Raw genomic sequence first — 19,005 nt, 5'->3', positions numbered from 1 at the left:
CGCATCTTCCTGACCCTGTCGCCCGGGGCTCGGCCGGCGGCCGTTCTCTGACGTGCTCGCCCATCTTTTGGATGCCGCCGGATCATGGGGCACCCGCCGTGTCCGGAACGAGATGCGCGAGATCGCTGCCACGCACGCGATCCGCGAGCTCTTCGATGTTATCGACCCTCTGCAAGCCACCTTCGCCGCCCGTCCGGCGACTGACAACACTGACGGGTGCCGAGGGCACGCCCAGATGGGCGCACAACCTGTCGATCGTCTGCTGGTGAGAGGACGCTTCCTTTAGGTCCCGGTCGTAGCAGATCCCTAGATGCTCCACGTTCGCCATGACGGCCTTCTCGTAGTCCAGCATGTTCTTGTTCCAACGCAGCAGGTCGAGGAAGCGCCCGGGATCCAGCCGCAGGGTCTGCTCTCCTGTGGTTTTGCTGCTGAAATAGAGACCGCTCTCCTGGGCCTTCATCAGCGACAGGGTCTGGTCCCAGGTGTTCCGCGTGAGGTGAATGACGCTGTAGCCGTGGCGCCCCATATGATCGAAGAAGGCCAGTGGCCGCCGGATCCTTTGAACCTCCATCAGGTGATAGGAGATGAGTTTCATGCCGTAGGCCTGCACACCGGGTCCGGCGCGCTTCGGCAGTCGACGCAGGAACCCGACGGGACTGAAGAGGAAATTGTGCAGCAACTCCCCGTCGCAGCGCACGGCAGGAACCTGGTCCAGAAGGCGGACGAGAAGCGTCGTGCCGGACCTGGGGCGCCCGTAGATCATGAAGGGCTTGGGCGTATCGTGGCGCACCAGGGATTTCGCCCAGACCTTCGCCTCCATTGGCAGGCTGCGAAATTTGAAGCGGTCGGGATGCACCCCCAGCCGGCCATAGATATCCCGCCTCGGTTCGGAGCCGACAACGGGATGCCTTGCCAAGGCCCTGTCCAGCTCCCGGCGCGTCATCGTCCGGCTCGACACGCTTTCGCTCATCTGGCCGCTCCATAGCCGCCGGGATGCGTCTGGTGCCAATCCCAGGCCGTGGCGATGGTCCTCTCGATGTCGGTGTATCGCGGTTGCCAGCCGAGTTGCGTCTTGAGCTTCGCCGGGTCAGCCACGAGCCGGGGCGGGTCGCCGGGGCGGCGGGGGGCGAGTTCTTGCGGAATCGGGCGGCCCGTCACCTTCTCGCAGGCGGCGATGATCTCCTTCACCGACTGGCCGATCCCCGTGCCGATGTTGAAAACCGCGGCCGTCTGCGGCGTGGTCGCCTCGATCGCCAGCCGGTGCGCCGAGGCGAGATCCGCAGTGTGGACGTAGTCGCGGATGCAGGTGCCGTCGGGCGTGGGATAATCCTCGCCGTAGATCAGGATCTTCTCCCGCTGGCCGAGCGCTGTCTGCAGGACCAGCGGGATCAGGTGGTTCTCGGGGCGGTGATCCTCGCCATGGGCGCCGTCCGGATCGGCGCCGGCGGCGTTGAAGTAGCGCAGGATCGTGAAGCCGAGCCCGTAGGCATGGGCGAAGTCGCGGATCATCCACTCCACCGCCAGCTTGGTGCGGGCATAGGGCGAGAACGGCTCCTGCGGGGTGGTTTCGCTCATCGTCGGGCTGTCGGTCATGCCGTAGGTCGCGCAGGTCGAGGAGAAGAGCATCCGGTCCACGCCCGCAGCGCGCATGGCGTTCAGAAGGCTCCGCGTGCCGCCGATGTTGTTGCCGTAGTGCAGGTCGGGGTTCTCGACCGACTCGCCCACATAGGTGGCGGCGGCGAAATGCATCACCGCCTCGGCGCCGAAATCGCGCAATGCCGCCGTGAGCCTCTCAGTATCGGCGATGTCCCCCTGCACCAGATCGTGGCCCGCGACGGCCCCGGCATGGCCCATCACGAGGTTGTCGTAGGCCAGCACCTCGTGGCCCTCGGCCGCCATGTGGCGCAGGCAGGCGCTGCCGACATAACCCGCGCCGCCGGTGATCAGGATCTTCATGGATTGTCCTCTGCCAGGCAGGTCGTTTCGATGATCTGGACCGCCTCTGCCATATCGGCGGCCACGTGGTCCACAGCTGGATCGGGCAGGGCGACTCGGTCGCCGTAGCCGGTGCGCACCAGCACCGTGGCGGCGACGCCGGCGTTGCGCCCCGCCAGCATGTCCGAGATCGTGTCGCCCACCATGACCGAGCGGGGCAGGGCGAGGCCCAGCTCCCGGCCCGCGCGCAGAAGCATTCCGGGCCCGGGCTTGCGGTCAGGATGCTCGATCACGCGGGGGTCCTTGATTGTTGGCGCAAGCGGGCAATGGTGGATCGCGTCGAGCCGGGCGCCATGGGCTGCGAGCTGCCGGGTCATCTCGGCATGCACCTCGGCCAGCCCCGCCTCGGTCAACTTGCCGCGCCCGATCACGGACTGGTTGGTGACGATCACCACCGCGATGCCGGCAGCGTTGAGCCGGGCGAGGGCGTCGCCCGCGCCGGGGACCAGCCGCACCTCGGCTGGATCGGTCAGGTGATGGACGAGCTCGATCACCGTGCCGTCCCGGTCGAGGAAGGCAGCGGGTCTCATGGGGTATTTCCGAAGAGGGCAGGGGCATCGGCCTCGGCGGCGGCGAGCGCCGCGGGCGTGCCGACGTCGCGGTGATAGCCCGGATGCACATAGCCCCGCATCCGGCCGACGAAGCGCGGCAGCACGTCGAAGCCGAAGTCGAAGGCGCCCATGTCGGCGATCTCGCGCCAGGCTGCCGCATCGAGCACGTAGAGCCCGGCATTGGCGAGGTCGCTCTGGGGTGTATCCGGTTTTTCCGTGAAAGCGGTTATTACGCCCGCGACGTCCAGCGTGGCGATTCCGCAGGCCTTCGGGTTCGGCGCGTGGAACAGGGCCATGCTCATGGGATCGTCGTGGGACCGGTGGAAGGCGAGGAAGGTCGACAGATCAATGGTCGACAGGTTGTCGGCATAGATCACGAGGATCGCCTCCGCGTCATCCGCCCAGCCCCGGTTCGCGGTGACCGTTCCAGCCGATCCCAGAAGTTCGGGTTCGTAGGCTTCGGTGACCTGCACGTCGCGGGACGCGTTCGCCGCGTCGATCCAGGCCTTCACCGCATCGCGCAGGTGGTGGGTGTTCAGAAGAGCCTCGCCGATCCCCGCTGCCTCCAACGCGTCGAGCCAGTAGTCGAGCATCGGCTTGCCCGCCACGGGGATCAGGCATTTCGGCACCGTCTCGGTCAGCGGCCGGAGCCGCGTGCCGAGGCCGCCGGCCAGCAGGAGCGCCTTCACATCCGCCATCGCCTCAACCCCCGACCGCGCGCACCACGCCGAGTGCCGCCATCATCCGGTCCGACTGCTCGAGGATGTCGGCGGCGGGCGCCTCGGTCTGCATCCAGTCGCGGTAGGCGGCCACGCTGTCATGGCAGCTCCGCGAGGGCCGCCAGCCGAGCGCCTTGAGCTTCGACACGTCTGACAGGATGTGCCGCGTATCGCCGTAGCGATACTTGCCCGAGGCGCGCGGCGTGTAATCGTTCCGCCCGAAGGCGCCGGCCACGACCTGCGCGAATTCGCCCACGGTGACGGGCCGGTCGCCGCCCACGTTGAACATCTGCCCGTCGGCGCGGGAATCCTCCAGCACGAGGAGGTTCGCATCCACCACGTCCTGCCAGTTGACGAAGTCCCGCACCTGGTTGCCGTCCTCGTAGATCACCGGTTCGCGCCCCAAGTGGAAGGACAGCGAGAAGATGCGGCAGGCGCCCGAATAGGCGTTGTAGAGACTTTGGCGCGGCCCCTGCACGATGGAATAGCGCATCGCGACCGTGGGGATGCCGTACATGCGACCGAGGTTCAGCGCAGCGTTCTCCTGCGCGATCTTCGAGGTTCCGTAGCAGTTCTGCGGGTTTGCCACGGTCTCGTCGGTCGGCTGGTAGGCGAGCGGCCCGACCTGGTCGCCCTGGGGCTGGATCTCCCAGATGCCGTGGGCGAGATCGGCGTCGCGTCTGAGGCCCGGCAGGACGCGGGCGCCTGTCGCGTCGCGATAGAGCCCCTCGCCGAGCGTCGCCTGGCTGGAGGCGACGATCACCTTCCGCACCGGCAGCTTTTCCCGCAGGATCAGCTCGTAGATCAGCGCCGTCGAGGTCACGTTGACCGAGAAGAAGCGCGAGAATTGCGGCAGGTAATCCTGGAAGGCGGCAAGGTGGTAGACGGCGTCGACCCCCCTGAGCGCGGCCAGGAGCGTCGCCTCGTCCCGCACGTCGCCCTTCATCCGCTTGATCGCGGGGTCGAGATAGGCCGGCCATTCCCCGCCCCTGTGCACCGGCGGCTCGAGGCTGTCGAGCACGCGCACGTCGTGCCCCTTCGCCAGCAGCGCATCGGCCGTGTGCGAGCCGATGAAGCCCGCGCCGCCCGTGATCAGGATCCTCATGGGTCGCGCGTCCCCCTCGTCAGAACGTGTAGCGGTCGGAGATGTAGATCACCCGGCTGCCGCGGCGGTCGATGCTGAACTTGATCTCGCGCGGGCGGCCCACCGCCTCGCGGATCGCCTCGTGCCGCTCGGGCGGCGCCATGATCAGGAGGAACCCGCCGCCGCCCGCACCGAGGAGCTTGCCGCCCATCGCGCCGTTGGCGCGCGCGGCCCGGTACCAGTCGTCGACGCCCTGGTTCGAGATGCCGAAGCCGAGCGAGCGCTTCAGTTCCCAGCCATGATGCAGGATGCGGCCGAAATCCTCCAGGTTCCCCTGTCCGCCCATCGTTTTCCGCAGCTCTCCGGCCAGATCGCGCATCTCGCGCAGGACGCTCATCTTGTCGCGGCTGCCCTCGGACTGCTTCTTCAGGATGGTGTCCGCGTCGCGCTGCTGGTCGGTGTAGAGCAGGATGATGTGACGCTCGAGCTGGTCGAGGAACGCGGGCGCCGTCGGCACCGGCTCGACATCGACCGAATGGTCGGGGTTGAAGCGGATGTAGTTCACGCCGCCGAAGGCCGCGGCGTACTGGTCCTGCCGGCCGATCGGCTTCTTCAGGATGTCGATCTCGATCTCGCAGGCCTTCTCGGCCAGCGCGCCGGGCGAGGTGACCTGCCCCTTGTAGGCGTAAAGCGCGTTCAGGATCCCCACGGCGAGCGAGGAGGAGGATCCCATGCCGGTCCCCGCCGGCACGTCGCCCACGGTGGTGATCTCGAGGTGTTCGCCGAGACCCGTCATCCGCAGCGCCTCGCGCGCGATGGTGTGCTCGATCCTGTCGATCCCGTCGGCGATCTCGACGCGGGTATAGGCGACACGGGTCGTCTTGTCGAAGCGCGGGGAGACGGTGACGTACATGTGGTGGTTCACGGCCACCGACAGGACGGCGCCCGCTTCATGTTCGTAGAAGGCGGGAAGGTCGGTGCCGCCGCCGGCGAAGCTGACGCGGTAGGGGGTCTGGGTGATGATCACTTTGCGGCCTCAAGTTTTGCCCGATATCGCTCAAGGAGCGGCTCGAGGCATCTATCGAGATCGAATTTGTCCACCAGATGACGATATCCTGCCTTCGCAAGGCGATCCGCAAGTTCATCCTCCGCTTCCAGCCGCATCAGCGCCCCGGCCAATGCCTGCGGATCGCCCGGGGCTACCAGAAGCCCCGTCTCGCCGTCGCGGATGAGGTCGGGAATGCCCACGAGCCGCGTGGAGACGGCCGGAAGGCCGCAGGCCATCGCCTCCATCAGCATCTGGGGCAGGCCGTCGACATCGTTGTCGGAGGCCCAGACGCAGGGCAGGGTGTAGACATCGCCCGTGGCCATGAAGTCGGGGATGTCCTCCTGTTTCAGGGCTTCCCCCGTCATCGTCACCAGCTCCGACAGGCCCGCGGCCTCGATCTGCGCGCGCAAGGCCGCCTCGTCCGGACCGCTGCCGGCGATCGTGCAGCGGAAGTCGATGCCGCGGTCGCGCAGGATCGCGCAGGCGCGGATCAGGTCGGCGAAGCCCTTCTTCTCGACCAGTCGGCCAGAAGAGAGGATGTGGTAGGGTCTTGCCCGGTCGCGCGGGCGGCGGCGCGGCGTGAAGTGGGTCGTGTCGATCCCGCAATACGCGACGAAGAGCTGCTCCGGCCGCGCGCCGTTCTCGAGAAAGAAGCCGCGGTGGAATTCCGAGATGCAGACGATGAACTCGGCCCTCCGGATCTTGTCCGAAAGCGCGGCGCGTTCGCGGAAAAGGTCGGATGCGTGGCCCGTGAAGCTGAAGGACGCGTCCAGCAGCCAGGTGCCGTACATCGCGACTGTCCCGCCGGAATGTATCCATTGCGAGTGCACGTGGGAAACCTTCTCGTTTCGTAGTGTCCCGGCCCAATGGCAGGCGACCAAGAAATGCGCGATCCCGACCAGGCGGTTGCGAAGGGACTCGCGCTCCCCGGTCAGGGCGTTCCAGAGGGCGGCGAAGAACCGCGTGCGAAAGCGGGCCGGGGCCGCAAGGATATTCAACGCGGCGTCCATCACGGACATCGGGTAGATATACCGCGTCTCGCGGCTCATCCGCGCGAAGTCTTCCGACTTGAAATGGAACTCGGGCGATCGGTTCAGGGCATGTAGCGTGAAGGGGATGCCGTTTTGGCCAACGACCCGAAGCTCGTTGCCCACCCATGGAGCGGCGAGCCCCTGGACTGTCATGTAATGGATCATCTTCGTCCCGTACGCTCCCTTTCGAGCGGTGTCGTCTCAGGCGGCGTGTCAGTTGCTCCCGATCGCGATGCGCATCGTGTCGCAACATGGCATGCGGCAAGGGATCATGTGCAACCCCATGGGGCGATGTTTCGGCTTTCCGGGGCCGCTACGGATCCGGGCAGCTCCATCGGCTGGTTTTCCCCATGAGACGTTCCGCTTTTTCCGCGCGGTTTCCGAACGGGGCCTGATGGCAACGGCATGGGGAAAAGACGTCTCATGTCCGCTGTCCTGCATACCAGGCCAGACGATCTGCCGAAGCGGCCCCCGGGGATATGCCCAGAATGTCCTCGGCACGCTGCGTGCCATAACGCAGATGCCTGAACCGGGCCGCCAGTCGCGGCGGGAGAAGCCCCCCGGGCAGCCATGTGCCGAGGCCGGGAACAAGGTCGCTCGCCAGATCGAGCGCCGTTGCCATTCCGAAGATGAGGCGCTTCGGCAGTGCCGTTGTCTTCATGCCCACCGCCGCAGCCCACTCGCTTTGCCGGGGCGGGTCGGTGTCCACGAGATTGATGACCACCGCGGTGTTGCGCAAAGGGCCTGAAACGGTTCCTTCCCGAGGTTGTGTGACTGTCGCGGCGGCCAGCAGTGCAGCGCCGACCCGGGCCACATCCACCGCAGGAATGACGGGATCGCCGCCCGGGCTCAGACGTCGACCGCCGACTTTGATACCGAGCCGTGCGGTGTCGAGCCGGCCCGGCCCGTAGATCGCCCCCGGGCGGATCAGCCACAGGTCGAGGTTGGTTGACCGCGCCGCAGCCACCGCCATTTCCTCCTGCGCCAGCTTGGCGCGGGCATAGGCGTCCCGCTTGTGCGGCTCAGGCTCCAGCGGTGTCAGTTCGGCAAGGAGCGTCCCCTCGGGCACAGCCGCAAAGCCGTAGACCGCGAAGGACGACACGAGCACCAGGCGTACCGGCGCGGCTGCCCGGGCTATCGCCGCCAGGACGGCGCGAGTCGGGGCAAGCGTCCCGCGATCATGGGCGTCGTCGTCCCCCGCCATCGCGGCAGCGGCATGGATCACCGCATCAGCCCCCTCCAGGAGCGGCGCCAGCAACTCTACCGCGGAAGGAGCCGACAGATCGAGTGCATGATATTCACTGCCGCCCAGGTTGGTATCGAGGTCGCTTTCGGCACGGCCGCCGATCGCGATCACCTCGTGCCCGGCTGCAAGGGCAGCTCCCACGGCTTCCCCGCCGACGAAGCCCGACGCCCCGGTAATCACGATCCGGCCCATCAGGTCGCCCCCGGAGAGGAGACCAGAGGCGGTATCGGCGGGAACCGCGACCGCACCTCGTAGGGCATCCTGGCAAGCGCTCCGTCGAACCCGTCCGATCCCTCCGTTGCACCGGTCGTTCCGTAATGGGCAGCGAGGGTCACCTCGCACAGATGCAGCGCGTACTCGGCGCCGGTATAAGGCGCGCGACCGGCCTCGACCGCGCGGGCGAGATCGGCGATGGCACGGCAGAAATCACGTGTCTGGGAGCCTCTGTAGGCCGGAATCGTCTCTTTTCCGCCGATCAGTGGCACCTTGCGCCCCCGGCTCAGGAACCGTCTCCGCCGGACCGTGCGGTAATGGCTGAGCCGGATGGCGGACCGGTCGCTGCGCGGGTCTTCGACATCGATCACGCCGTCATCGCCGAAGATGCGCAGCCGGTGGTCATGGTCGGCGTAGATTCCGTTCGTCACGCGCAGGACCGGGCCCGAGGCGAAGCGCATCGTGGCGACCGAATGGTCCGGCGCGGCGAAGCGTTCGCCCGGCAGCTTTTCGGGCACCAGCACCTCGGAATGCGCGGTCAGCCGCTCGACGGGGCCGAACATCGCGCAGAGCCAGCTGAGCACGTAGCCCGCATGCTCCACCGTGCAGCCGCTGCGGAACTCGTCCTCCGCCGGCCAGGCGACGCCCATCTCGTTGATCCACTTCGCGGTTGGCGCCCGGTGCACCATCCCGTCCTCCATCTCGGCATAGATCAGGCGGACGGGTCCGACGGCCTCCTCCCTCAGAAGCTTCCACAGGGTCTGGGCCACCGGGTTCAACAGCGTGCAGGGCGCCGAGACCAGGTGCCGTCCCGTCTCCCGCGACAGGGCCGCAAGCTCGCTGGCATGGTCGAGCCGCATGGCCAGCGGTTTCTCGGAATAAACATGCTTGCCCGCCCGCAGGAGCGCGCCGGTCGTCTCGTAATGCGCCCCTGGATTGGTCAGGTTCAGGACTACCGGAACGCTGTCGTCTGCCAGAAGCGCCTCGAAGGAAGGGTAGGCCGTCGCACCGGTCGTCCCGGCCATCCATTCCGACCGCGACCGTTCGAGGTCAAAGACACCTGCAAGAATAAGGTTCGGATGCAGACCAAGGGTCAGGCGATACATGTTGGCGACATAGCCGCAGCCAAGCATCGCGATCCTAGTCATTGGCCATCGCCCTCCAAAGGCATGAGATGTCGTGCCTTTCTCAACGGCTCCTCTCTAAAGAGCCGTCGGCGGCGCGGCAACCAGCCCGACGTACCAGATCCGCCCCGCAAGCGGCCGCACATGCGCCGGCGAGGCGGACACTCGACCCGGTTTCCATTTTGCAACCATGTTGCGATCCCTTACCGTGCGGAGCACGGCGGCCCCGGACAGGCTTCGGGTTTTTCCGGGGCGGTCGGCACCGCAATGAGGACACATTGCACGCCTATACGTTTCTTGGCGCAAGACCATGGAGAACAACCCGTGTCGGTAGGAAACTTCGAGCACTTCGTGAACGACTATTATCGGCGTTTCGCCGAAACGCTGCTGGCGTTCGACAAGGGGCCCATGCGTGCCGTCCTGGAGGTCTTCGATCGGGTGACCGAGGCCAGGGGCACGGTCTGGGTCGCGGGCAACGGCGGTTCGGCGGCCATCGCCAATCACACCGTCTGCGACTGCTCCAAGGGCACACATGTCGAGGGGCACACGCCGCTCAAGACGATCTCCCTAGCGTCGAACGTGCCGATGCTGACGGCGCTCGGAAACGACATTTCCTATGACGCGGTCTTTTCGGAACAGCTCAAGTACTATCTGACCGAGCAGGATGCCCTTCTCGTCGTGAGTTCCTCGGGCAATTCTCCGAACGTGGTGAAGGCCTGCAAATACGCGAACGCGAAGGGCGTGCCCACCATCGCCTTCGTGGGGTTCAGAGGCGGGCGACTGAAGGAAATCGCCAGCCACGTGGTGCATGTGCCGGTCGAGAACTACGGCATCGTCGAGGACACGCACCAAAGCCTGATCCACGTTCTGACCCAATACATGAAGATGCGCGCATCCGCATGATGTCAGACGAGGGACATGTCATGCCGTCTCGGGCCTGATCATGACCCAAGCTGCACCTCCTTTGACTACGCCGGGGACGCGAGGGCTTGCGGGCCGGATTTTGCGCAAACCCCACCAGGCAGGTCAGCTGTAGGAGTAACCGTAGTAACTCTCGTCGTCTGCATGGCGGCACTGGTTGATTACGACGCCGAGCACGTTGCTGTGCTCGGCGATCTCGCGTTCGCAGGCGTCGATCTGCGAAACACTGGTGGCCTCTGCCTTGGCGACAAGGATGGTGCAGTCGACATCCTTCAGAAATGCGCGGGTGTCATCACTGACCAGAAGCGGGGGCAGATCGAAGATGACCAGATCGGGTGCATAGGTCTCCTCGATCCGTGCGAGCGTCGCATGGGTCTGCTGGTTCAGCAGGACAGAGGTCGGGTCGTCCACCGGCCTCTGGGCCATGGAGACCGCGACGTTGGTCCCGATGCGGAGCGCTTGATCGGCGAAGGAAACCTTTCCCGTCAGCATCTCCGTGACGTCGTGCCGTGGCGAGGCGCGCAGCATGCGGGATATGCTCGGTCGACGGAGATCGAACTCGATCAGCAATACCCTGAGCTGGCTTTGCCGCGCGAAACCGAGGGCCAGGTTGCAGGCCAACGTGGTCTTCCCACAACCAGGCGTCGCAGAGGTGATGCCAAGACGCGACCAGCCATTCTTCTGCATCAGAAGCTGAGTCTTGGTCCGCAGGATATCGAATGGCGTGGATTTCTGATCCGCGGTTAGACTGACCAGCAGGTTTTCGTCCAGCAGCTCGCGATCCGGCTCGTGTGGCGTGAGCTCGGCCCAAAGCGCGTCGAGGCCCGTGGGATTTTCGGCCTCGACAGCACGCGCGATGGACTGCACTGCGCCATTGGCAGAACCGGGCGCGGTTCTCTGCTCTCGTGCCTTCTGCAGGGCTTTCTGAAGTTTTTCCATTGAGCGTCTCTCGGAAATGGCGGATCAGGTAATCCCGATCCGCGCCAGAATGCGATTGGCCAGAAGATCAAGCGGCATGAAATACGTGTCCACGGCCCACAGCGCGGCAGGAACGCCGATCAGGATCGCCACGACCGATACGATCCGCACGGTCCTGCGCACCGTTTTCCTGCGGGGGCTTTCAAAGAAGGGGATGGTCGCCAACGGCGTGATACCGAGCGCCTTCGTGATCTCCGCGGGACGGCGGATGGAACCGTTCAGGAATTCGAGCAGGGCGAAAAGAGCCCCAGCAAGCCCGAACCCAACCGCCACACCCATGGCCACGATGCGGGGCCGGTTCGGACTGGACGGCTCGCGGGGCACGTTGGCGGCCTCGATCACCGAGATGCGCTGGCCTCTGGCGGACACTTCGATACGCTCGCCGGTGCTGGCTTCCGCAAGACGTGCCACGGCGCTGTCGTACTGGCTGCGCACGTTCTCGTAGTCCCGTTCCAGACTGCGCAGGACGATGGCGTTCCCCGGCGTACTTGTGATAGCGCTCTCGAGATCTGCGATCTCCTCGCGGGCATCGGCTATGACGGTGTCCAGATTTGCGATCTGGCTGTCGATCTGGGCAAGCTGCACGTCCAGCACGGTGGCGCGGGCCTGATCGGAGTTGTCGGCGGAGCCATCATCGGAGCCCGCCACGCCATCGGTCAGCTGCCCGCGCAGCTGTTCGATGCGCCGTTGCAGCAGCCGGACCTGAGGATTTTCTTCCGAGAACACGAGCAATGCATTGGCCAGCTCCCTCTCGAGGCGTTGCAGTTCCTGTTGTTGCGGGGACATCGTCACGCCGCCGGCTGCCGCGACATCCCCGGTCGCGTCGAATATCTCGATGATGCGGATCCGCTGGTCCTCGAGCGTCGCGCGTTCCCGTTCGGCGCTGGCGACGCGCTCCTGGAGCAGCGACAGGCGGCTGAGGCGGAACGGCTGATCTTCGGGAAGGGCGTCGGCATTCTCTGACTGGAATTGCGTGATCCGGGCACTTTGCAGGTCGAGTTCCGCCGAGAGGCGCTCCGCCTCCTGTTCGAAGAATTCCAGCGTTTCCTCGGCGCGACCGGTGCGCAGCTCGACATTTGCGCTGATGATGCGCGTGACATATTCGTTGACGACGTTCGCCGCGATCTGTCCGCTGCGCGCCCTGAAGCTGACCGTCACCACGACCGGTTCGCCGCCGCGACCGCCGCCTCTGCTGCGGATGTCGGTCGCCTGCTGCATCTGGCTAACGACAGTATCCGGGGACGTTTCGGAATAGTTCACGAAGACATCGAATTCGTCCGCGATGTCGAGCATGTTCGCGCGCGTCATGAGGCGCTGACGGATGATCTCGATCGCTGCGCTGGCCTCTGTGCGTACGGTGGAGGAGGCGAGTTCGCCCGGAATCTGAGGGTCTTCCACAAGCAGGCGCGCCTCGGTCCGGAACGTGGTGGGCGCCCGCATGGCCACAACCGCGCCGATCGCCGAGCAGACGATCACGATCGCCATCATCGCGGGCAGGCGCCTGAGAAAGAGACGCCAGTAGAACCTAAGATCGAAATTCATTCCGCCGCATCCTTGTGTGCCCCGCCGGGGATCACGAACAGGCCGTCCGCGATGACCTCGCAGACCGTCATCTCGTCAACCTGCGAGAGATCCGCGCTTGCGGCATAGACCATGGCGAAATCCGCATACTTGTTGACCAGTCTGGGCACTCCGTCGCTGTACTTGTGGATCATCGAGATCGCGCCGCGGGTGAATTCCTCGCCCGTCCCGCCGGCATGGCGCAGGCGGTGGCGGACATAGGCCTCGGTCGTCTTGGGATCCATGTTCGTCAGGTGAAAACTCGCCATCACCCGCTGCGCGAACTGGCGCATGTCGTAGCCCGAGATCATGTCCCGAAGCTCGGGCTGGCCGACGAGGATCAGCTGCAGCAGCTCGTCCTTGCCGGAATTGATGTTGGTCATCATGCGCAGCTCCTCGAGCCCCTCACGGGAGACGTTCTGCGCCTCGTCGATGATCAGGACCGCGCGGCGGCCCTGGGCGTAGTTCTCGATCAGGAAGTTCTGCAGCGCCTGGTGCTTGACGACGTAGTTGGCCCCGGGATCGCTAGGCACGTCGAGCGCGTTCAGCGCCCATTGCAGCAGGTCGCCGCGCCCTCCCTGGGCGTTCGAGATCAGCCCGACCACCGTGTCGTCGTCGAATTCCTGCAGGAGCTTCTGGACGAGCGTGGTCTTGCCCGCGCCGACCTCGCCGGTGATCACGGTGATCGGCGCGCGTGTCATCACGCCGTATTCCAGCACGGTGTAGGCCCGCTGGTGCATCTTCGACCAGTAGATGAAATCCGGGTCGGGCAGGAGGGTGAAGGGCCGCTCCTGAAGTCCGAAAGCCTCCGTGAAAAAGCTGTTGCTTGGCATCATCATGGCCCTCGCGGCCGGCCCTCTCTCAAACTTCGGACGCACTCGAAACGATCTGCCCCCATATAGGTCTGATCGGCACCGTATGCACGCGGCAATGAATGCCCCGGGGATACGACGACGGCATGCGCGGTGCCGCAAAAGCGTGCGCCGGCCCCGACCCTGCCGGGGGAGAGGCAGGCACGCAGCGATGACTGGGGCTTGGGGTGTCATGCTGAGCGAATCGTGGGATCGAAAAATTGTTGCTGCGCAGCCGACAGTGTCAGCGTGAACTGCGGCACTGTTGAGGCGTGCATGGGTCAATGTACCGGCGTTGTACTGCCTGTTTGAGCGCCGCCAGGGGAGGGCCCGGCATCGAACAGGCAAGAGAACACAGATTAGTGTTTTGATAAATATATATAATTTATGATTTTGGGCCTTTTTGGGGCAAGATCGCGGCGGATTTCTTGCAGACTCGTGACCTGTCTTGGCCTATAGTTTGGCGTATAGCATTGTGCATAACACATTAACCACGCTGCTCGCTGCCGGGCTGTCAGGCTTCGTCAAAGAAGACCTTACGACCTTACAATTCTTGTAAACATTCGCGTTCCACGCGGGGGATGCTTCTAGATGGCTCTTTTGGATCACCCTTTTGCCGACCGCCTGCCTGTTTCCAAGGTAACGGTGGTCAATACTGTCGCGCCCCGCGCGGCTGTCCGCACCGTCCTCTATCGCGCCGGCCTGAAGCGGCTCGTCGATGTGCTGCTGGTGCTCGCGACACTCCCATTCTGGCTGCCGATCATCCTGGTCACGGCGCTGATCGTGGCGCGCGACGGCCACAACCCGTTCTACACGCAGCCGCGGATCGGCCGGAATGGCCGGGTCTTCCGGATCCTGAAGCTGCGGTCGATGGTGCATGACGCCGACGCCGTTCTCGATGTCTACCTGCGCCAGAACCCGGCCGCGCGCGCCGAGTGGAACGCCACCCAGAAGCTCAAGAACGACCCGCGCATCACGGATACGGGGCGCTTCATCCGCAAGATCTCGCTCGACGAGTTGCCGCAACTGGTCAATGTGCTTGTTGGCGACATGAGCCTCGTCGGCCCGCGTCCGATGATGGTGAACCAGAAGTCGCTCTATCCGGGACAGCGGTACTACGACATGCGGCCGGGACTTACGGGCTTCTGGCAGATTTCCAACCGTAACCACTGCCGTTTCGCCGGCCGGGCCCGCTATGACAACGCCTATTTCAACGCGATGTCACTTCGAACCGATGTCGCCGTGATCTGGCGGACGATCGGCGTGGTCCTTCGCGGCACGGGCTACTGAGACCGCTCGCGAACCGTTGATCCACGAAGAGGCCTCCAGCGCACCCGCCGGAGGCCATTCTTTTTGCTCATTTCTTGATCAGTGATACAACTGTCTCCACGTGAGGCCTATCTTGCCGGGAAAGTCTTGATGTTCCGATCCACCGCCACCCGTCTGATCCTTGTATGCGGGGTCGCCCTCCTGCTCGCGGCTTGCCAATCGGGCGAGGAACGCGCCGAAGAGCACTACCAGAACGCCCTGCGGCTGATCGAGGAAGGTGATTTCGACAGGGCCTCGGTCGAGTTCCGCAATGTCTTCGAGAACAACGGTCAGCACCGTGAGGCCCGCGCCCGCTTTGCGCAGATGCTGCGCGATACTGGCGATTTCCAGCGTTCCTACAGCCAGTACCTTCGACTTGCCGAGCAGTATCCCGATGATTTGCCCGCGCGCATAGCACTGGCGGAAATGGCCATCGCGACCCAGAACTGGGAAGAAGCCAGGCGTCACGGCGAACGTGCGATCGAACTTGCCCCTGGCGACCCGGCGCTTTCGGTCATTTCCATGAACCTCTCCTACGCGGACGCGATCGAGGCAGAGGACGAACCCACCCGCCGTGCGGTGGCCGATGACGCCCGGGCGCTTCTCGATGAGACCCCGCAGAACATGCTTCTGCGTGCGATCGTCATCGATTCCGCCCTGCGTGACGGTGAATTCGAACGTGTCCTCTCCGAAATCGGCATCGCCCTCGCGCAGTCTCCGGACGACCGCCGCCTCCACAATACCCGGCTCGCTGTCCTGGCGCAGCTCGAGCGCGCGGACGAGTTGGAGCAGCAGCTGCGCGACATGATCGCCCGTTTCCCCAACGACAGCGAACTGCCCGGAACGCTTCTTCGCTTCTATGTGGCGCGCGGCGAGCAGAACGCGGCACGCGAATTCCTGCGGGAATTCGCAGCGACCGCCGAGGAGCCGGAACAACAACGCGACGCGAAGACAGCGCTGGTGCAGCTTGTCCTCCAGCAGGAGGGGCCGGAGGCTGCATTGGAACAGATCGATACCATCCTTGCCGGCATCGAGGATCCGGCAGATGCCGCGGCTTTCCGCGCGCTTCGGGCGGGCATTCGGTTCGATCAGGGCGAGCGCGATGCAGGCATCGCGGAGATGGAGGCAACGCTTGCCGGCGAACTTCCCGTCGAGGTCGACGGCAGGCTGCGCGTCGCCCTCGCGCGCATGCTGATGGCCACAGGCAATCAGGTTGGTGCGCGCGCCCTCGTCGAGGAGGTTCTCGCCGCCGACGCAGGCCAGATCGACGCGCTCAAAATGAAGGCGGCCTGGTTGATCGAGGAGGACCAGACGCGCGAGGCGATCACGCTTCTGCGCACCGCGCTCGACAACAGCCCCGACGACGTGCAGGCGCTGACCCTGACCGCACAGGCCCATGCCCGGAACGGCGACCGGAACCTAGCGCGCGAATTCCTCGCGCTGGCTGTCGAGGCCTCGAACGCGGCGCCCGACATCAGCATCCGCTATGCCGACCTGCTCGCGTCCGAAGAACGATACCTGCCGGCCGAAGAGGTCCTGATCTCGGCGCTGCGCCTGGCGCCCGGAAACCTGCAGCTGCTGTCTTCCCTCGGAGAGCTTTACATCGCGATGGAGGACTGGGGCCGTGCCGAGCAGGTCGAGGAGACCCTGCGGCGGCAGGAGACCGCGGAAGCAACACGCATAGCCGCCGGTCTCCAGGCGAGCCGTCTGGCTGCACAGGGCGACATGGAAGATGCCGTCGCCTTCCTCGAACAGCTTGCCAGCCAGGGCGGCGGACAGGATCTCGCGGCCGAGATCGCCGTGGTCCGGGCCCGCCTTGCCACCGGCGATACCGATGGCGCGCTGACCTATCTCGACAGCTTGCTGGCCGACAATCCCGAGGACTTCACCCTGCGTTTCGTGCAGGCGACTGTCTGGTCCGGCATCGGACGCTACGCGGAGGCCGCCGCGGCCTATCGCGCACTTCTCGAAGAGCGGCCCGATGTGGAGCAGCTCTGGATCGGCCTGATCCGGACCCTTTACGGCCAGGGCGATATCGAGGGCGCTGAGGCTGCGCTTGAGGACGGCTTGGCGGCCCTGCCGGAAGGGCTGAACCTGCTCTGGGCACAGGCCTCGTTCCGCGAGCGGCAGGGCGACTACGAGGGCGCCATCGCGCTCTACGAGATGATGTACGAGCGCGCGCCGAACCAGCCGGTGATCGCCAACAACCTCGCCAGCCTGATCAGCACCTACCGCACGGATGCCGAAAACCTGGAGCGCGCCTACACGATCGCCCGCCGCCTGCGAGGCTCGGATTTCGCCCCGTTCCAGGATACCTATGGCTGGATCGCCTATCGGCAGGGGGACTACCAGGAAGCTCTGGACCATCTGGAGCCGGCCGCGGCAGCGCTGGCGGAGGATCCGCTGGTGCAGTTCCACCTCGGCATGACCTATGCGGCTCTCGAGCGTAACGGGGAGGCCTTGGAACAGTTGCGCCGTGCGGTGGAACTGGCGGGTCCCGAGGATGCGCGCGAACAGTTCGACACGGCCCGCGCCGAAATCGACCGGCTGGAGGCCACGTTGCAGGCGGAGCCCGAGGCTGATGACGAAAGCGGCCAGTAGGCCGTCCGGCCTCCGGGGATGTGATGTTGGCGCGACAAATGCCCAAAATCCGGCCCTCCCGCGGAGAACCGGCTTTTCTCGGGCCACCATGACGCTCATAAAGCGGGCAAACAAACGACGGGATGAACCGATGAAACAGGTATTTCTGGCGATCGCGTGCGTGTTCCTCGGCACGGCAGCCTGGGCGCAGAACGGCTATCGCATCAGTCCCGGCGACGTCCTGGCCATCGAGGTTCTCGAGGATCCGTCGCTCAACCGCGAAGTGCTCGTCCTGCCGGACGGCAGCTTCAGCTTTCCGTTCGCAGGCAGCCTGCAGGCCGGAGGACTGACGATCGAGCAGGTCGATGCTGCCGTCACCCAGGGCATCGCCGCCAACTTCGCGGCCGAGCCGAACGTCTTCGTGACCGTCCGCCAGGTGCAGCCGCGCGCGGTCGCGACCGGCGGTGGCGTGGCCGCGCCGCGCACCATCGACATCTATTTCCTCGGCGAGGTGAACAGCCCCGGACCGACGGCGATCCCGCCGGGAACGTCGTTCCTGCAGGCGCTGTCCTTCTCCGGTGGCTTCACCCCCTTCGCCGCGCAGCGCCGTGTCCAGCTGCGTCGCACCGATCCGCATACGGGCCAGCAATATGTCTCCGAGATCGACTATCGCGCGCTCGCCAACGGCGGCCGACTGAGCCAGGACATCACGCTGATCGAGGGCGACGTGATCCTGGTGCCGGAGAGACGGCTTTTCGAATAGGCCTCCGGGCCGCCTAGGCAGGCTCAGGCTGGTCGAATGAACGATAAAGACATACAGGCAACCCGCAAAAGGCTTCCCGGCATGGTCACCGGGATGGTCTCTGCGGCCGCCTTGCTGGCCCTCGGCGTTCAGGCCAGGGGGCAGGAAGGCACCCTTGCCAGCTTCAGCCTGTCGTTCAACGGCAGCTATACCGACAACGATCCCGACGAGGACGAAAGCGATTTCACGACGGGACTGAGTTTCGACCTGAGCAGCGTCACCCGCACGCAGAGCTTCAGCATCTCCGCGGACGGTCGCCTGGCGCTTCAGGGCGGGCGTCTCGACTTCGAACGCCCAGGGCTCGCCGTGGACTATTCCCGCGAGAACCGGTCGACCGCCTTCGACGTGGGCCTGTCCTACAGCACCCGGGATGTCGAGGGCGCCCTGGACGTGATCGACCCGGTCACGCTGGAACTCATCGACCTGATCGACGACGACGGAACGCTGGAGGCCCTCGGCATCAAGGCCGGGCTCGTGACGGGACGGGATGCGCGGTTTGGGACGGACACCCAGTTTTCCTATACCGACCGGACCTATTCGGGAACCTCCGATCCGGACCTGAACGACCTGACCAGCTGGCGGATCGGCACGACACTGCGCTTCGATGTCGACCCGCGCATCACCCTGCGCAGTGACGCCAGCTACCGGGTGACGCAGGAGGACGACCTGCTGCAGACCGAAACCCGGACGACCAGCTTCGGTATCGGCGGCGATATCCTGATCGATCAGCTCTGGTCGGCCAGCGTCGAACTGAGCCATTCGCTGACCGAGACCGAGGAGGACGGGCCGGGGGGGCGCGTGGTGACCGAGGAGGACGGGGCGGAGTACACGCTGTCGCTGACCCGGCAGTTCCGGGACGGCACGCTCGGGCTGTCGCTGGCCCGCGATGTCTCGGACATCGGCACCGAGGACAGCCTAAGCCTCTTCCGGAGCCGGGAGTTGGCCAATGGCAGCGAACTGGGCTGGTCGCTGGGCTTCGTCTCGTTCCCGAACG

17 protein-coding genes are annotated in these 19,005 nt (G+C 65.3%); 5 read left to right on the top strand and 12 right to left on the bottom strand.

Annotated features, from left to right (window positions below; all coding sequences use genetic code 11):
• Positions 1–82 precede the first annotated feature (82 nt).
• The 9 genes from P6F26_RS14330 to P6F26_RS14290 all read right to left on the bottom strand — a co-directional run bounded on the left by P6F26_RS14330 (position 83) and on the right by P6F26_RS14290 (position 9,035).
• Complete coding sequence (locus P6F26_RS14330) at positions 83–970, bottom strand: sulfotransferase (RefSeq protein ID WP_278029380.1); 888 nt, start codon at positions 968–970, stop codon at positions 83–85.
• A complete protein-coding gene (galE, locus tag P6F26_RS14325; protein WP_278029379.1) occupies positions 967–1,956 on the bottom strand; it encodes a UDP-glucose 4-epimerase GalE in 990 nt (329 codons plus the stop codon). Before galE ends, P6F26_RS14330 begins: the two co-directional genes overlap by 4 nt.
• Positions 1,953–2,525, bottom strand: coding sequence for a D-glycero-alpha-D-manno-heptose-1,7-bisphosphate 7-phosphatase (locus tag P6F26_RS14320; protein WP_278029378.1), 573 nt, complete (start codon positions 2,523–2,525; stop codon positions 1,953–1,955). Before P6F26_RS14320 ends, galE begins: the two co-directional genes overlap by 4 nt.
• Entirely contained in the window at positions 2,522–3,244 is a 723-nt protein-coding gene (locus tag P6F26_RS14315) for a nucleotidyltransferase family protein (protein ID WP_278029377.1), read from the bottom strand. The genes P6F26_RS14320 and P6F26_RS14315 overlap by 4 nt, the downstream gene beginning before the upstream one ends.
• Positions 3,245–3,248: 4 nt before the next feature.
• A complete protein-coding gene (locus P6F26_RS14310) occupies positions 3,249–4,370 on the bottom strand; it encodes an NAD-dependent epimerase/dehydratase family protein (RefSeq protein ID WP_278029376.1) in 1,122 nt (373 codons plus the stop codon).
• 19 nt (positions 4,371–4,389) lie between these two features.
• Positions 4,390–5,376 (bottom strand): GHMP family kinase ATP-binding protein, encoded by a 987-nt coding sequence (locus P6F26_RS14305; RefSeq protein ID WP_278029375.1) that lies wholly within the window; start codon positions 5,374–5,376, stop codon positions 4,390–4,392.
• Positions 5,373–6,593: a glycosyltransferase gene (locus P6F26_RS14300; RefSeq protein ID WP_278029374.1), complete on the bottom strand. Its 1,221-nt coding sequence runs from the start codon at positions 6,591–6,593 to the stop codon at positions 5,373–5,375. Before P6F26_RS14300 ends, P6F26_RS14305 begins: the two co-directional genes overlap by 4 nt.
• A gap of 256 nt (positions 6,594–6,849) precedes the next feature.
• Positions 6,850–7,866 carry an NAD-dependent epimerase/dehydratase family protein gene (locus P6F26_RS14295; RefSeq protein ID WP_278029373.1) on the bottom strand — a complete coding sequence of 339 codons (1,017 nt, stop codon included), beginning with the start codon at positions 7,864–7,866 and terminating at the stop codon, positions 6,850–6,852.
• Positions 7,866–9,035, bottom strand: a complete 1,170-nt coding sequence (locus P6F26_RS14290) for a Gfo/Idh/MocA family protein (RefSeq protein WP_278029372.1) — start codon at positions 9,033–9,035, stop codon at positions 7,866–7,868. The genes P6F26_RS14295 and P6F26_RS14290 overlap by 1 nt, the downstream gene beginning before the upstream one ends.
• A 300-nt stretch (positions 9,036–9,335) precedes the next feature.
• On the opposite strand from P6F26_RS14290, the gene P6F26_RS14285 reads away from it, so the two are divergent.
• Positions 9,336–9,914, top strand: coding sequence for an SIS domain-containing protein (locus P6F26_RS14285; RefSeq protein ID WP_278029371.1), 579 nt, complete (start codon positions 9,336–9,338; stop codon positions 9,912–9,914).
• Between the two features lie 123 nt (positions 9,915–10,037).
• On the opposite strand, the gene P6F26_RS14280 is transcribed toward P6F26_RS14285, so the two are convergent.
• From P6F26_RS14280 to P6F26_RS14270, 3 genes are read right to left on the bottom strand one after another with little or no spacing between them, the layout of a single operon-like run.
• The gene (locus tag P6F26_RS14280) at positions 10,038–10,871 is read right to left on the bottom strand and encodes a CpsD/CapB family tyrosine-protein kinase (protein ID WP_278029370.1); all 834 of its coding nucleotides are present in this window, start codon (positions 10,869–10,871) and stop codon (positions 10,038–10,040) included.
• A 24-nt stretch (positions 10,872–10,895) separates the two neighbouring features.
• On the bottom strand, positions 10,896–12,452 hold the full coding sequence (locus tag P6F26_RS14275; protein ID WP_278029369.1) for a GumC family protein: 1,557 nt from the start codon (positions 12,450–12,452) through the stop codon (positions 10,896–10,898).
• Positions 12,449–13,306 carry an ExeA family protein gene (locus P6F26_RS14270; protein ID WP_278029368.1) on the bottom strand — a complete coding sequence of 286 codons (858 nt, stop codon included), beginning with the start codon at positions 13,304–13,306 and terminating at the stop codon, positions 12,449–12,451. Before P6F26_RS14270 ends, P6F26_RS14275 begins: the two co-directional genes overlap by 4 nt.
• Before the next feature lie 660 nt (positions 13,307–13,966).
• On the opposite strand from P6F26_RS14270, the gene P6F26_RS14265 reads away from it, so the two are divergent.
• The 4 genes from P6F26_RS14265 to P6F26_RS14250 all read left to right on the top strand — a co-directional run.
• Positions 13,967–14,611, top strand: coding sequence for a sugar transferase (locus P6F26_RS14265; RefSeq protein ID WP_347403046.1), 645 nt, complete (start codon positions 13,967–13,969; stop codon positions 14,609–14,611).
• 129 nt (positions 14,612–14,740) lie between these two features.
• Entirely contained in the window at positions 14,741–17,230 is a 2,490-nt protein-coding gene (locus P6F26_RS14260) for a tetratricopeptide repeat protein (protein ID WP_278029366.1), read from the top strand.
• Between the two features lie 130 nt (positions 17,231–17,360).
• Positions 17,361–17,972, top strand: coding sequence for a polysaccharide biosynthesis/export family protein (locus P6F26_RS14255; protein ID WP_278029365.1), 612 nt, complete (start codon positions 17,361–17,363; stop codon positions 17,970–17,972).
• Positions 17,973–18,008: 36 nt separating this feature from the next.
• A partial coding sequence (locus tag P6F26_RS14250; RefSeq protein WP_278029364.1) for a hypothetical protein occupies positions 18,009–19,005 on the top strand: 997 nt, incomplete at its 3' end.

Source organism: Roseicyclus salinarum, from assembly GCF_029624655.1.
GTDB lineage: Bacteria > Pseudomonadota > Alphaproteobacteria > Rhodobacterales > Rhodobacteraceae > Roseibacterium > Roseibacterium salinarum.
Note: the sequence above shows the minus strand (reverse complement) of the source record. Positions and strands in the feature narration are given on the sequence as shown.